General features: G+C 44.0%; 13 protein-coding genes. 8 read left to right on the top strand and 5 right to left on the bottom strand.

Going from position 1 to position 14690, the window contains the following annotated elements:
* Positions 1-6: 6 nt before the first annotated feature.
* Positions 7-207: a hypothetical protein gene (locus QY309_14720; protein WKZ59113.1), complete on the bottom strand. Its 201-nt coding sequence runs from the start codon at positions 205-207 to the stop codon at positions 7-9.
* A gap of 115 nt (positions 208-322) precedes the next feature.
* Here QY309_14720 and lpdA point away from each other — a divergent pair, with 115 nt between their 5' ends.
* The 8 genes from lpdA to QY309_14680 all read left to right on the top strand — a co-directional run bounded on the left by lpdA (position 323) and on the right by QY309_14680 (position 10641).
* Positions 323-1714, top strand: coding sequence for a dihydrolipoyl dehydrogenase (lpdA, locus tag QY309_14715; protein WKZ59112.1), 1392 nt, complete (start codon positions 323-325; stop codon positions 1712-1714).
* 492 nt (positions 1715-2206) lie between these two features.
* The gene (locus tag QY309_14710) at positions 2207-5395 is read left to right on the top strand and encodes a tetratricopeptide repeat protein (GenBank protein WKZ59111.1); all 3189 of its coding nucleotides are present in this window, start codon (positions 2207-2209) and stop codon (positions 5393-5395) included.
* A 211-nt stretch (positions 5396-5606) separates the two neighbouring features.
* Entirely contained in the window at positions 5607-6089 is a 483-nt protein-coding gene (locus QY309_14705; GenBank protein ID WKZ59110.1) for a thermonuclease family protein, read from the top strand.
* Positions 6090-6188: 99 nt separating this feature from the next.
* Positions 6189-6554, top strand: a complete 366-nt coding sequence (locus tag QY309_14700) for a hypothetical protein (GenBank protein WKZ59109.1) — start codon at positions 6189-6191, stop codon at positions 6552-6554.
* 50 nt (positions 6555-6604) lie between these two features.
* The gene (deoC, locus tag QY309_14695) at positions 6605-7249 is read left to right on the top strand and encodes a deoxyribose-phosphate aldolase (GenBank protein WKZ59108.1); all 645 of its coding nucleotides are present in this window, start codon (positions 6605-6607) and stop codon (positions 7247-7249) included.
* Positions 7250-7257: 8 nt separating this feature from the next.
* Entirely contained in the window at positions 7258-8874 is a 1617-nt protein-coding gene (locus QY309_14690) for an NADP-dependent glyceraldehyde-3-phosphate dehydrogenase (GenBank protein ID WKZ59107.1), read from the top strand.
* A 3-nt stretch (positions 8875-8877) separates the two neighbouring features.
* Entirely contained in the window at positions 8878-9150 is a 273-nt protein-coding gene (locus QY309_14685) for an acylphosphatase (protein ID WKZ59106.1), read from the top strand.
* 93 nt (positions 9151-9243) lie between these two features.
* On the top strand, positions 9244-10641 hold the full coding sequence (locus tag QY309_14680; protein ID WKZ59105.1) for an MBL fold metallo-hydrolase: 1398 nt from the start codon (positions 9244-9246) through the stop codon (positions 10639-10641).
* 3 nt (positions 10642-10644) lie between these two features.
* On the opposite strand, the gene QY309_14675 is transcribed toward QY309_14680, so the two are convergent.
* The 4 genes from QY309_14675 to QY309_14660 form a co-directional block, all read right to left on the bottom strand.
* Positions 10645-11145, bottom strand: coding sequence for a hypothetical protein (locus tag QY309_14675; protein WKZ59104.1), 501 nt, complete (start codon positions 11143-11145; stop codon positions 10645-10647).
* Positions 11146-11278: 133 nt separating this feature from the next.
* Positions 11279-11830, bottom strand: coding sequence for a nuclear transport factor 2 family protein (locus QY309_14670; GenBank protein ID WKZ59103.1), 552 nt, complete (start codon positions 11828-11830; stop codon positions 11279-11281).
* 667 nt (positions 11831-12497) lie between these two features.
* Entirely contained in the window at positions 12498-13013 is a 516-nt protein-coding gene (locus tag QY309_14665) for a hypothetical protein (GenBank protein ID WKZ59102.1), read from the bottom strand.
* Positions 13014-13097: 84 nt separating this feature from the next.
* Positions 13098-14687, bottom strand: coding sequence for an FMN-binding glutamate synthase family protein (locus tag QY309_14660; GenBank protein ID WKZ59101.1), 1590 nt, complete (start codon positions 14685-14687; stop codon positions 13098-13100).
* Between the last annotated feature and the right edge of the window lie 3 nt (positions 14688-14690).

Below are 14690 nucleotides of genomic sequence, written 5' to 3'. Positions count from 1 at the left end.
AATGAGCTACTTCTTTTTCAATTTTTGATAATAGGCCTTAGCTTCATTAACGGTAAGCCTATCAATAGCTTTGTTGCTTTTGATTGATTCTGCCAGCACGTAATCCTCCAGAAGTCGCTCGATTTTCTCAAAGGTTTTTATGTCTAACTGAACCGCAACTTTTTTGTCGTCCTCATTGACAATATATTTTCTTTTTATGGTCAACATGGTTCAAAAATACGCATTCTGGGTTGAAATTTCAGGTTTTTGAAATTGCTTAAATGCTTTTTTAAAGACCTTGCTGCGCGTATCTTTGGCAGCGAAATTAAATACGCTATTTGCTATGTCTAAATACGATCTTATTGTTATCGGTTCTGGTCCGGGTGGTTACGTTGCCGCAATTCGCGCATCTCAGTTGGGTATGAAGGTGGGTGTGGTAGAGAAGGCCGAACTGGGCGGCATCTGTCTGAACTGGGGCTGTATTCCTACCAAAGCTTTATTGAAGAGCGCCAATGTTTTTGAATACATCAGCCATGCAAAGGATTATGGCATTACGGTGAAGGATGCCCAGGCTGATTTGCCGGGGATGGTAAAACGCAGCCGTGATGTGGCAGCCGGCATGAGCAAAGGCGTTCAATTCCTGTTTAAAAAAAATAAGATCGACCAGATTGCCGGTTTTGGCAAACTGAAGAAAGGTGGTAAAGTTGAAGTAACAGACGATAAAGGAAAGAAAACCGATTACGAGGCCAAGCACATCATTGTGGCAACCGGTGGACGTTCACGTGAGTTACCTGCTCTTAAAATTGATGGAAAGAAAATTCTTGGCTACCGCGAGGCGATGGTGCTGGAGAATCAGCCTAAGAAAATGCTGGTGGTAGGTTCCGGAGCAATTGGTGTTGAATTTGCTTACTTCTATAACACTATCGGTACAGAAGTTACGATAGTTGAGTTTATGCCGCGCATTGTACCGGTGGAGGATGAAGAAGTTTCCAAAGCGTTGGAGAAATCGTTTAAGAAAGCAGGCATGACCATTCATATCAACTCGGAAGTAACGGCCGTTGATACCAAAGGAAAAGGTTGTGTGGCAACGGTGAAAACGCCTTCTGGTGAAATCAAGATTGAGGCCGATGTGGTATTGTCGGCTGTTGGCGTTACGACAAACCTGGAAGGCATTGGATTGGAAGAAGTGGGCGTGAAGACCGACAAAGGAAAAGTTATCGTTGATGATTTCTATAAGACCAATGTTTCTGGCGTGTACGCCATTGGTGATATTGTGAAAGGCCCTGCGCTGGCACACGTTGCTTCTGCAGAAGGGATTATCTGTGTTGAAAAAATTGCCGGACACAATCCCGAGCCATTGAACTACAACAACATTCCGGGTTGTACATACTGCTCGCCAGAAATTGCATCCGTTGGCTATACTGAAGAGGCTGCGAAAAAAGCCGGGTATGAAATTAAAGTGGGCAAATTTCCGTTTACGGCATCGGGTAAAGCAAAAGCCGGAGGTGCTGCCGATGGTTTCGTGAAAGTAATTTTTGATGCCAAGTATGGCGAGTGGTTAGGTGCGCACTTCATCGGTGCCAACGTAACCGAAATGATTGCCGAAGTTGTGGTAGCCCGCAAGTTGGAGACAACAGGTCACGAAATTATCAAGTCTGTCCACCCGCACCCTACCATGAGTGAAGCCATCATGGAAGCTGCGGCAGCTGCATATGGCGAAGTTATTCACTTGTAAAAGAGTCATTCATAGTTTGTAAGGAAAGGTGCCCAAACAGGCACCTTTTTTATTGCCTTTTTGGTGGGCTCCAGTGCTTTTAGATAGTTTTTGTGCTTTTAAACGATGATTTGGGCCATTGACAGAACAAAACCTTGTATTTAAAGTTTTACTTTAAGAGATTAGGTGTTAATATCTATGAAAAAGGTGATTCCCATAGGTGCTTATTTCGCACGTGCAAAGGTGTTTGCATACATCATGGCTATAACCGCAGGGGCTTGTTTCCTGTTATGGTTATTCAATAAACTCAATCAATAAAGCCATTCGTATGAAAAAGCAATTCCCTTTACGTGCATATTTTGGTCGTGCCCGGATTTTTGGGTACGTACTCGTAATTATTCTGTTGGGTATTGCCGTTTACCTGATCTATACGTTTCTGAACAGTTGAGTGCCTGTCAGTTTTTTGTCATTTTTTACTGATTTACCCCTTATCGATTTGATACTTTTGTTGCTATGAACAAAAGTACTCCCCTCGCATTGATTGGTTTGTTGTTTACCCTGATGACCACGCAGTTGGTGGCGCAAAATCAGGATTCCATTTTTCAGGTTCGGTACACAGCTGCTTTGGAGAAATTGAATGCAGGTGCTTACCGCGATGCGGCCACACAACTATCCCAACTTATTGGCAATGGGTATAAGAATCCGGACGCGCATGTAAATCGTGGTTTGGCGTATTATCAAATGAAGGATTATGAAAAAGCAGTAAGTGATTTTACCGAGGCTGAGAAGGCAGGCGCATCATCATCAAAGATCAATGAGTATCGGGGCAACGCATATTACTTTTTGAAGAATTGGTCGGGAGCGATCAGCGACCTGGAAAAACTTTTATCAACCGGCCGTTCTGATGTGGAAATCATTCAACGTATCGGCACGGCAAAGTATTCTATTAAAGATTATAAAGGCGCTGCTGAATCCCTTACCAGAGCAGTGGGTCGTGGAGTAAAAGATAAAGATGTGTTCAGCATGTTGGGGCTCAGCTATGCACAGTTAAAGGATTGCCCGGAAACGATTAAGTCACTTTCAGCAGCGGTTTCTATGGGCGCCAGCGATAAAGAAGTGTTTGTTCAATTGGGCAACTGTCAGTATGCCGCGAAAGATTATGCCGGCACTGTTGAATCATTGAGTCGTGCTATTGGATTGGGTGTGGCCACACCCGAAGTTTTTCTTCAGCGTGGGAATTCCTTGTATGCACAACAACGTTTCGATGATGCCGCCAAAGATTATGAGAAAGTAGTTTCACTTGGTGTAAAGGATGCGGAGGTATTTAAAAATCTGGGAGACATTCGCTTCACTAAAAATGATTTTTCCGGAGCGATAAAATACTACGATCAGTCTGTTGCGTTAGTCGACAAGGACGCGGTGGTGTTCAACAATCGCGGTAAAGCAAAACAGAACACCGGTGATGCAAAAGGCGCAGTGGCTGATTTTGATAAGGCCCTTCAACTCAATCCAACCTATACAAAAGCTTTGTCCAATCGAGGTATGGCGCGTTTTGATATTCAGGATTATTCCGGATCGGTTGAAGATTTGGAAAAGGCTAAAAGCCCGGAAGGTGACCCACAGGAAATTCAGCGAAGATTGGGTATTGCAAAGTACAACCTCAATTTACCCGATGCGGCACGCGTGAACCTGGAAGCTGCGTTGAAGGCCGGATCAAAAGATCCGAAGGTGATGCTCTATACCGGGTACCTTCGTTTTGAGAACAATGATTTCAAGGGCACTGTTGATCTGCTCACATCAGCGGAGATGGCCGGTGAGAAGGACATCAAGTTGAACGAAAAAAGAGGAAAAGCATCTTTTCAATTGAAAGATTATAAGGCCGCGGTTGTCGACTTAAAAAAAGTAGCTGATAAGGGAGAGGCGGATCTCGCCACAGTTGAAGGATTGGGTATTTCTTACCTCAACCTTGAACATGACAAGGAGGCTTTGCCATTTTTGGAGAAGGCCGCTTCGTTGGGCAGTAAAAACAAAGATGTGTATTATCAACTCGGTAATGCTCGGTTCAGACAAAATGATTTTGATGCCGCTATAGAATCGTATAACAAAGCCATCGACCTGGGTGTCAGCGATGAAGTGATTTTCAACAATCGGGGAAAAGCAAAATTGAATAAGAATTTGGCCAAAGAATCCCTTGAGGATTTTACGCGCGCGTTGAGCATCCGCCAGGATTATGTGTTGGCCTATAAAAACCGGGCGCGTGCGCGTTTTCAGGTTGAAGAGTTTCCGGGAGTGATCACTGACTTGGCTGTTGTTGTGGCCCGCAATCAGGCTGATGCAGAGGACTATGGGTTATTGGGCTTGTCGCGTTTCAACATGAAAGATTATAAGAGCGCGGTAGATGAATTAACGAAAGCCATTGAAGGGGGCAACCAAAACGTTGAGGTGCTGAAAGCCCGCGGCTTTGCCTTTTTGGAATTGAAGGAATATGAAAAGGCAATTCCGGATTTAACGGTTGCTATTGATAAAGGTGTTACAGATGCGGCAGTATTTGCCGGCCGCGGTACAGCTAAATATTTCGCTAAAGATTTTGCAGGAGCTTTACCCGATCTGGATAAGGCCATTCAACAAGGTTTGAATGAGGCTACGCTTTATGATATGCGCGGTTACTGTAAATATGAAGCAAAGAATTTTACCGGCTCCATTACCGACTTTACCCAAGCCATTGAACGTGATGGCAAACTGGGCATTGCATACTTTCATCGGGGTGATGCACAATATCGTGAAGGCAAGTGGGGCTTTGCCGTAGATGACTACACACAGGCGATTGCCCAAGGCATTAAGGATCCAATCTTGTATAATAACAGAGGAAAAGCCCATCTGGAACAACAAAGCTATAACGAAGCCATTGCCGACTTTTCGCAAGCTATTTCCGTGAATGCACAATATGCCAAGGCGTTTGAAAACCGTGGTCTTGCGTATTTCAAAATGGAGAAGTATGCGGAAGCCTCAAAAGATTTTCGTTCGGCAGAAAAGCTAATTGAAAAACCAGAGGCAGAACTGTATAAACTCCTGGCTGACTCCTACTTTAATGCGAAAAATTATGTGGTATCATTAGAGTATTTCGATAAATTAATCAGTGCCGGATTTAATGATAAGGAAGTTTACTATCGAAGAGGAAGGGTTTTGATGGAAACGGAAAGCTATGAAGCGGCTATTAAAGATTTTGATGCTGCACAGAAAGCCGGTGATAACTCATTGCAACTGTTTCTCGATAAAGCAAAAGCTTATGTGATGTTGGACAACACAAAAGCTGCCATAACAGAACTCACCAACGCCATCAACATCGATAAGAATAATTCTGATGCATACTTCAATCGTGCACTGATCAAAGAGGGTATTGGTGATTTTGAGGGCGCGGTGATTGATTACAACCGGGTAATTTCCTTAAACCCGGAAGACGGGTTGGCATACTACAACCGGGCAAACTGCAAAGCTGAGATGGATGACATCGGTGCCGGTATTTCGGATCTGGATGATGCTATTCGCATCGAACCCAAAAACGCATCGTATTATAAACTGCGCGGTAATTTCTATTATCAATTACAAGAAACCGATAAAGCCTGTTTCGATTGGCGAAAGGCCGTTGAATTTGGTGATTCGAAAGCGCGCTTTCAAATCGATCAGTATTGCAAGAAAAAGTAAATTCAAGTGCGATAAAATTTATTCTCCTTTTTGGAAAGCAGTATACTTTATAATCAGGATAAAGGCTGATTGTGAAGCTTTTTTCTTTCGGAATCATTTTTGCTTTTCCTATTTCCGTGTAAAACATACACGCGACTGTTGCCCGGTTAAAACCCATCCTCAAAATCTGGCTGGTTGCGTTCTTTGTTGTGGATAAATCTGAGGAGGAGCTATGAAAACATTTTTGATAATTCTGTTACTGGGCATTACGATTTATAGGGCAGAGGCAAATACTGTGCGCGGGAAAGTAATTTCGGTAGTCGATGGTAATACGGTTGAAGTGGTTTCAGCGGAAGATGAAATATATCGCATTGTACTGGCAGGCATTGATTGCCCTGAGCCAGGTCAGCCTTATGCTGAAGAAGCGAAAAGATTTTTGGAAAACGCCATACTCAGAAAATCAATTGATGTGAAATTGGTAGGAAAAGATCGTTGGGGAAATTACCTCGGAGAGATCATAACCGAAGTTGAGGTGAGTGCTGAATTGGTTAAGCGCGGCCTCGCCTGGTGCCATGAAAAGAACGCGCCTGAGAGTTTAAAAGCCTTGCAGCAACAAGCCCGCGAACAGCGCATAGGCCTGTGGCAGGAAGAAAATCCGACAGCGCCCTGGATTTACCGTAGGCAACAAAGCATGCTCCAGCCCAAGGGCATGTAGCCGTTTATCGGTTAAATATGTTATCTGAACGGGTAAGGGGAAATAATTCATCAGGTTTAAACAATTTTTAACCCTGCCCATGGTTTCTATCTTTGTGTTATGCGATTGCTAATTCTCTTATCGGTTTGCTTGTTTGGCGTTAGTACGCCAGGTGTTGCACAATCTTCTAAAAAGAAAAAGAAGAAGGAGGCAACCAGTGTTCAACAACCCAGTTCGGTTGAGCCGTATTATCCTACACAGAATTACGAACCCAAGCAGAAAAAGGTAAGGCGTAGAATTACCTATGATGCACGCGATCGGTTTTATGATCGCATGGAGCAGGTAGCGAAAGCACACCGCAAAGCCGAAAAGGAATTAGCCAAGCCGCAGTATTCCGATCCTACCTATTTCGGTCATAAAAAGCCACCAAAAAGAAGGCCACCACACAAAATGAAGTATTGCAAGGAGTGTGGTATCCGGCACTAAAGTTTTAAGTTCAGGATTTACGGTTCAAAGTTTCCGTGTAACTTCGTTCAATGGAGTTATCCGCATACATTGAGCATACCAATCTTTCCCCAACCCTTACCATCAGCGATATTGATAAACTGGTAGTGGATGCACGCCAGCACAAGTTTCATGGCATCTGTGTTCCGCCCTTTTGGGTGAAGCGTGCCAAACGCGAAATCGGCAATGACCCGATTGCCCTGGTAACGGTTGCAGGCTTTCCGCTGGGTTACAACATGACAGAAACAAAACTGGATGAAATCAAGCGTGCAATCGATAACGGTGCCGATGAAATTGATCTGGTGTGGAACATAAGTTCATTCAAAACCGGATTGCCCTGGACGAAAATTGAACTGGCCAAATCCAGCAAGTTGTGTCACGATCACAGCAAAATCATCAAGATTATCATTGAAACCGCGTATCTTTCAGATGATGAAATTGTTCAGGCGTGTAAGCTTTGTGCCGATTCGGGAGCAGACTTTGTGAAAACTTCTACAGGTTTTGCGCCCAGTGGTGCCAATGTGGAACACATACGCTTAATGCGAAACGTGTTACCGGCAGCAGTAAGCATCAAAGCATCGGGAGGAATAAAAACAAAAGAGCAAGCCCTTCACATGATTGAAGCAGGTGCTGACCGACTGGGAACATCATCAGGAATAACGATTGTAACAACGTAATAAAAATCATGAGCCGTATTTTATCAGGTGTATTTCCGGAAGCATCAGCCATACCGGAACAGTTTCGTGTTTCGTACCAGGAGCAGCGCGAGTATTTAATTAATGGAGAATTGCGCCAATGGCCTGGTGCACTGAATGCGGTGCAAAGTCCGGTGTTTGTTAAAGAAGGGGATCACTACAAACAGCAAACCATTGGTGCAACACCCTTGCTTACGGCACATGAAGCGCTGCAAGCATTGGATGCAGCTGTAAATGCATACAACCTTGGGCACGGGCTGTGGCCAACGCTTTCGGTTGCTGAGCGCATTTCACACATCGAAAAATTTTTAGAGCAGATGCGCAAGCAGCGCGATGAAGTAGTGAAGTTATTGATGTGGGAAATCGGTAAAACATTAAAAGACTCCGAGAAAGAATTTGATCGCACGTGCGATTACATTGTCGATACGGTGAAGTCGCTGAAAGAACTTGACCGCAATTCAGCCAAGCTGGTAGAAGAGCAAGGCTTTATGGCGCAGATTCGCAGGGTGCCGTTAGGTGTGGCGCTTTGTATGGGTCCGTTCAATTATCCATTGAATGAAACGTTCAGCACACTGATCCCTGCGTTGATTATGGGAAATACAGTTGTGTTTAAACCCGCCAAGTATGGTGTGTTGTTGATTCGTCCCTTGTTAAAAGCTTTTCAAGAAAGTTTTCCTCCGGGCGTGATCAACGTTATTTACGGAAAAGGACGTGACACCGTTGGCGCGTTGATGGAAACCGGAAAGATTGATGTCTTTGCGTTTATCGGCACCAATAAAGGAGCAAATGATTTGAAGCGTCTGCATCCGAAGCCACATCGGTTAAAATCTATTCTGGGTCTGGATGCAAAAAATCCGGCCATTGTTTTGCAGGATGCAGATTTGGATCAAACCGTTTCCGAATGTGTGGCTGGTTCGCTTTCGTTTAACGGACAGCGTTGTACGGCATTGAAAATTTTATTCGTGCATAAAAGTCTGGTGAACGATTTCATAAAACGATTTACAGCCGAAGTAGCCAAACTTAAAACCGGTATGCCCTGGGATGCTGGCGTAAGCCTTACGCCACTGCCGGAACCCGGTAAAACAGATTACCTGCGCGGGTTGGTGGAAGATGCCAAGCGTAAAGGAGCGAATGTACTAAATGAACATGGTGGAGAAATCAACCAATCGTTTTTTTATCCGGCTGTACTCTATCCGGTAACGGCAGAGATGAATGTGTATCGCGAGGAACAATTCGGTCCGGTTATTCCGATTGTGCCGTTTGAGAAAGATGAGGAGGCCATTCAGTATGTGGTGAACTCAAACTTCGGTCAGCAGGTAAGTATTTTCGGCAGCGATAGCAGAAGGATTGCCATGTACATCGACATGTTCACCAACCAGGTTGGTCGCATAAATGTAAATACACAATGCCAGCGCGGACCGGATACTTTTCCGTTCAATGGGCGAAAGGATTCAGCAGAGGGAACATTGTCGGTGGCAGATGCACTTCGCGTTTTTTCCATTCGAACACTGGTGGCAACAAAATCCACAGAAGGCAATAAGCAAATCATTAGCACTATTATTCGCAACCGCGAATCGGTGTTTCTGAGTACGGATTATATCATGTGATGAATGAAACGCGTTTCTATTCTGGTAAGAGGAAAAGTGCAGGGTGTTTTTTATCGTGCTTCAACCGTAACGAAGGCACAACAGTTGGGAGTGAACGGTTTTGTTCGCAATGAATCCGATGGAAGCGTGTACATCGAGGCCGAGGGTGATGAGGGAAAAATAAATGAACTTATTGCCTGGTGCCGGATTGGTCCGCCACGCGCCCGTGTGGATGAGGTTTTAGTTGAGACATATTCAACGTTAGGTAGCTTTACAGATTTCCGCGTTTCGCGATAAGTTCGTAGGTAATTACATAGAATTTATTTCTTAACTATATGTTCTATGTTTCTATGTGGTTATATTATCACTTCCAAAACCTGTTGGTAAATTATGGATGTTCGTGTAAAATTTCTTGGGGCAGCTGAAAGTGTAACGGGCTCCCGATACCTGGTAGATGCCGGGGACTTTCGGTTTTTATTTGATTGCGGATTGTTTCAAGGCTTGAAAGATCTGCGATTGCGCAACTGGGATGAGTTTCCGGTTGATCCGGCAACTATTCAATGCGTGGTGCTCAGTCATGCGCACATCGATCACATTGGCTATTTGCCCAAGCTGGTTAAAGAAGGATTCAATGGTCCCATTTATTGTACACATCCAACAGCCGATTTAGCCGAACTCATGCTGCTCGACTCAGCCAAATTACAGGAGGAAGAAGCTGAGTTTGCCGAAAAGAAAGGCTATTCAAAACATGAACATCCCAAGCCCTTGTATACGGTGGAGGATGCAAACGCTGTTTTTCCTTTACTGAAGTCATATGGTTACGGTGAGCGTATCCGTATCCACGATAGAGTTGAAATTATTTATAACGATGCCGGGCATTTACTTGGCTCCGCCATAACAGAAGTATTTATTACAGGAGATTCGCAAACCAAAAAATTGGTTTTCTCCGGTGACATTGGCCGCGAAACCAGTGCCATGCTGCATCCACCAACCACCATTACCGAAGCGGATGTGTTGTTTGTAGAATCAACTTATGGAAATAAAGAAAATCCATATGACGATCCAACCGATGATTTTACACGCATTGCCAACGAAACATTTGATCGGGGAGGGGTGCTGCTTATTCCGGCTTTTGCGGTAGGTCGTACGCAAGGTATTTTGTACTACCTGCGTCAACTGATGAAGGAGGATAAAATTCCGGATGTGCCGGTTTATGTGGATAGCCCGATGGCGATTTCTGCTACGTATTTATTTTTCAAGCATCCGAAATTTCTGAAGAAGGAATTTAACCTTCATGAATTTGTGAAAGAAGCGGAAACCAACATGCTGGTGTTTGTTCGTTCCAATGAGCACTCCAAAACGTTGAACGAGATCAAGAAGAACGCCATCATCATTTCTTCCAGCGGCATGCTAACGGGCGGTCGCATCCTGCATCACCTGTACCACCGGTTAAAGCGTGAACAAGATACGGTGTTGTTAGCTGGATTTCAGGCCGAAGGTACACGCGGCAGACGTTTACTGGATGGCGAAAAAACCATTAAAATTTTTGGTGAGGACGTTCCGGTAAAATGCAAACTGGAGTACATCAGTTCTATGAGTGGCCATGCCGATAAGGGCGAGTTGTTTCGGTGGTTAAAGAATTTTGAAGATAGCCCGAAGATTACGTTTACCACCCATGGTGAAGGTACCGACCTACATGCCTATGCAAAAAATATAAGTGAAACCTTTGGCTGGAATGTAACTGTGCCCAAATACCTGGAAAGCTTTGAGGTGTTTCAGGGGATTTAGAGCTTACGCGCTTTTAACAATTCCCTTTTGCGGATGAATCTTCACTTCGAAGAACTGGGTAGCAAACGTGGTTAGCCGGTTGCCGATAAACTGGGCTTCAGCTTCGTGCGGGTAGAAGACCGTGAGCTCCAGCACGCCCATGATGAAATTTTTGTGCTGCGAAAACTGCTTCACCCATTGTTTGAAAGCGTCTGTCCACTCCCGGCAATAGCGGTCGTAGGGTTCTTCGCCTGTGAAGATAAACTCCAACTGATTATCATGGTAATGGCGGAACCGGAAGATGCCCGCGAGGGTAATGTAAAAGTCGTGAAGCTTGCTAAAGTCGTTGGTTTGGTGTTGCTGAATCCGGTTTACGGTTTCATCCACCAGGCCCAGCGGGTTGTGTTGCAGCATGTACTGCACTTTCACGTAATCTACCAGGTATTCGAGAAGGGAATCGGCCAGCGACAGTTGTGCCTGTTCGAGAACATAATTCTTGTCTAACGGAAAGAATTTGCGCACCACGGGCGTAAAGGTTTCACAAAGATAGTTAATTCAAAGTTCAAAATTCAACATTTAACCATCGTGAGCGTTAAACGGCACGTGAAATACTCAATTTTGAACCATGAACCTTTGATCTGGTTCAGCGCAAATTTGGTTAATCATAACGCTTGCTGGCCAGCCTCCATCCGAAAAGCTCCTTGATCCATAGGTGCGTGTATTTCTGTGCAACCTGCGTATCCACGGTGTTGTCCTCCTGAATCTGCACCGCATATTCCATTCCCGAAACATAGGCATGATCACCGGTTAGCAGAATCTTTTCTATTCTCCGATTTATGGAAAGGTATTGTGGCAGCGGGTTAGGGTCGTGGAGTACTTTGTTGTGGGGTTTATCGCGTGTAAAATCCTGAAGCCAGATGTTTTTCAACGCGCTGGTATCACGCCTAAGTAACGCTTTGATCTCAGCTGACTCAGCACGTGCCAATTGTTCTTCAATCGGGGTAAGGGCAAGGTTAAAGGTTTCAACAGCAACTTCATCAATCCTGATCCATCTTTTTTGTTTGTTGGGGGAGAAGTTGCTTAAGCCGGTTGTGGTAATGGGTTTACGTACCGTAATGGTGGATTGATCTTTATTTTGACCAAAAGCGATATTCAGCAAGACCGAAAATAATAGGGTTAACGCAATTTTTACAGGAAGCGGATTAAGCATTATGCCTTGTTATTTTTTGTGCAAGTGTTCGAGTAAAACGTACAGTTTAAAGATTATGGTGTGTTGATTTGATTTTTAATTTGTTTGGCTCTTTGATTTTTTTCGTGCTTGCGTGTTGTAATGAAATTTGCATTTCATTTCCTCTGTCGCAGTCGACACGGCCTGTTTATTAATTCGTAATCTAATAAGATGCCGCTCCTCCGGAGCTGTGTATGTATTATATTGAGTATTGGGAACGTCTTTTTTAATTCAGAATCATCATCACTGCACTTAATAGTTCCGTAGGAACGGCATCTAATTAGCATATGGATTAATTATTATGATCGAGTCCCGTAGGGACGGCATCTTATCAATAGTTAGCACAACGCACAAAAAATATATCCATTTTTAATCAATTCGATTAAAAATGTGCTAACGACATAGATCCATAGTAATTGAAAAACCACTAGCGGTATTTTTAGGAACAGACACCATTCAATTCTGAAAGTCCGAATAGTTAAAAATAACACAACCAAAAGAATTAGCAGGAATAAAGATATTGTAAGAGACATTATAAGGGGATGCTTGCCTGTTGTTATGCTTATTCCTAATAGCAGCCCGGTGCTAACTACCCCAGTAAAGGTTCCAATGAGAATTATTGGATATTGATATTTATTTAATCTGTTTGTCACTTATCATCTTTTCCATTAAAGAATTGTATCTGCCAGATTAGTTTGTTGTCCGCAAAGTAAGGTGACAATGAGGCAAACTGAATTGAACCACTCTCTTCAGTTATTTCGATCCCAGATATTACATCTACATCGTCTATAAACCTTACTTGCTTTACATTATACACTTGAAGCTTTTCTTTCACCATATCTAAATTAACAGGATGCGTTTCAAGTATGCTGAATATATGCTTTGGATCCGTTTGATTGACCGTATCCTCAAGAATTATTGGATTGAGTTTGAGGTTAAACCCTTTTGCTACAATCTCACGTTCATTCAAGAAAAACTGGTAATAGGATCCGGTAATCCGATTTGTATAATTCCAATATCCACATTCACCTATTATTGTGTCATAATCGGAAAGGGTGATATTTTTATGAAGTTTAAATTCTTTATCAAATGGATTAAAATTTTCATTTGTAGGTGCGCAACCAATGGCCAGAGTCATCATCAATATCATTCCGATAATTCTCATTCTTTTATGTCAGTACCTGTTTTGCATAATGAACAATCCCTGCAATAATTCCATTGATTATTTCTGTAGTTAATTATGATAAAGCTACGTCCCAAAACTCTCCGCTTTCGCCTGGTTTAAATACGCATCAAACTCAATTGGTGAATCAGCCTGGTCTAATAAGCAGCCTTCCGGAATGGGCGGATAGATTTCCGCATAGGTTTTTACCATGTTCATAAACACCCTGCGGTACACGTGTGTACGGTTAATTTTAGCGGGGCTGTCTAAGCCGGTGGATGACAGCAGTTCAACTAAACTATCTACCGTGTGTTTGTGGTAGTTGGCTACGCGCGCCTTTTTATCTTCAACAACCAATCCTTTCGCGAAGTAGGGATCTTGTGTTGCCACACCCACAGGGCAAGTATTTTTGTTGCACTCCAATGCCTGTATGCAACCCAATGCCATCATCATGGCGCGAGCACAGTTAGTGAAGTCGGCACCGAGGGCCATGGCGCGGAAGATGTGAAAACCGGAAAGAATTTTTCCAGAGCAATCCAGTTTAATATGTTCACGAATGCCGAAGCCACGCAGGGCGTCATCAGCAAAAGCTACTGCATCCAGCAAGGGCATGCCTACAAAGTTGGTAAATTCCGGTGGTGCGGCACCTGTTCCACCTTCACCGCCATCAATGGTAATAAAATCAGGATAGGTGTTTAGCTGCACCATGGCTTTGCAGATGCCAAGAAACTCACTCTTCCTTCCGATGCAGAGTTTAAATCCGATGGGCTTGCCACCAGAAAGTTCACGCAGTTGCTTCACAAATTCAATCAACCCAATGGGTGTGCTGAATGCACTGTGAAACGGGGGAGAGAAAACCGTAGTGCCAGGCTGTACACCACGAATGGCAGCTATTTCCGGAGTGTTTTTCTTGGCCGGTAAAATTCCGCCATGTCCCGGTTTCGCACCTTGCGAAAGTTTTATCTCAATCATTTTTACTTCGGGGCGTGTCGCGTTTTTCTGAAAGGCTTCCGGAGAAAAATTCCCTTCCGCATCGCGTGCACCGAAATAACCAGTGCCAATTTGCCAGATGAGATCGCCACCGTATTTGAGGTGGTGCGGACTGATGCCTCCCTCGCCTGTGTTGTGCGCAAAGCCGCCAATCTTGGCGCCCGCATTTAAGGCTTCAACTGCGTTGCCACTTAAAGAGCCGAAGCTCATGGCGGATACATTGAGTATGCTGGCCGAATAGGGCTGCTTGCAATCTTTGTTGCCAACCAATACCCTTGGACTATGATCCAGTTTGTGATGATCTAATGGAGTAACAGAGTGCGTTATCCATTCGTATCCTTCAGCATAAACATCCAGTTGTGTCCCGAAAGGAATGGTGTCGAGTTGTTTTTTTGCACGCTGGTAAATTACGGAGCGATCAATGCGATTGATGGGTGCACCATCTGTATCAGACTCTACAAAGTATTGTTGAATTTTTGGACGCAAGTCTTCAAAGACGTAGCGCAAGCGCCCGGCTAGCGGAAAATTTCTTTTTAAGGATTGACGGGTTTGAACAATGTCTTGCACACCCATAAAAATAATCGGGCCAACCAGTACAAATGCCCACAGGGCATAAATCCAGTAATATGCCCATACCAGTATAAGTGCGGTTACAACGAGGGAACTGAGGATGAAAATCTTTCTCATAGG

Source organism: Cyclobacteriaceae bacterium (assembly GCA_030584025.1).
Lineage (GTDB): Bacteria > Bacteroidota > Bacteroidia > Cytophagales > Cyclobacteriaceae > UBA2336.
The sequence above is the reverse complement of the archived record's forward strand: the minus strand, read 5'-3'. Positions and strand labels throughout refer to the sequence as shown.

Excerpts from the sequence above, each read along its gene's own strand:
- QY309_14665 (WKZ59102.1), bottom strand. The coding sequence starts at position 13,013 with ATGAGAATTATCGGAATGATATTGATGATGACTCTGGCCATTGGTTGC.
- QY309_14720 (WKZ59113.1), bottom strand. The coding sequence starts at position 207 with ATGTTGACCATAAAAAGAAAATATATTGTCAATGAGGACGACAAAAAA.
- QY309_14685 (WKZ59106.1), top strand. The coding sequence starts at position 8,878 with ATGAAACGCGTTTCTATTCTGGTAAGAGGAAAAGTGCAGGGTGTTTTT.
- QY309_14700 (WKZ59109.1), top strand. The coding sequence starts at position 6,189 with ATGCGATTGCTAATTCTCTTATCGGTTTGCTTGTTTGGCGTTAGTACG.
- QY309_14705 (WKZ59110.1), top strand. The coding sequence starts at position 5,607 with ATGAAAACATTTTTGATAATTCTGTTACTGGGCATTACGATTTATAGG.
- QY309_14680 (WKZ59105.1), top strand. The coding sequence starts at position 9,244 with ATGGATGTTCGTGTAAAATTTCTTGGGGCAGCTGAAAGTGTAACGGGC.
- lpdA (WKZ59112.1), top strand. The coding sequence starts at position 323 with ATGTCTAAATACGATCTTATTGTTATCGGTTCTGGTCCGGGTGGTTAC.
- deoC (WKZ59108.1), top strand. The coding sequence starts at position 6,605 with ATGGAGTTATCCGCATACATTGAGCATACCAATCTTTCCCCAACCCTT.
- QY309_14690 (WKZ59107.1), top strand. The coding sequence starts at position 7,258 with ATGAGCCGTATTTTATCAGGTGTATTTCCGGAAGCATCAGCCATACCG.
- QY309_14660 (WKZ59101.1), bottom strand. The coding sequence starts at position 14,687 with ATGAGAAAGATTTTCATCCTCAGTTCCCTCGTTGTAACCGCACTTATA.
- QY309_14710 (WKZ59111.1), top strand. The coding sequence starts at position 2,207 with ATGAACAAAAGTACTCCCCTCGCATTGATTGGTTTGTTGTTTACCCTG.
- QY309_14670 (WKZ59103.1), bottom strand. The coding sequence starts at position 11,830 with ATGCTTAATCCGCTTCCTGTAAAAATTGCGTTAACCCTATTATTTTCG.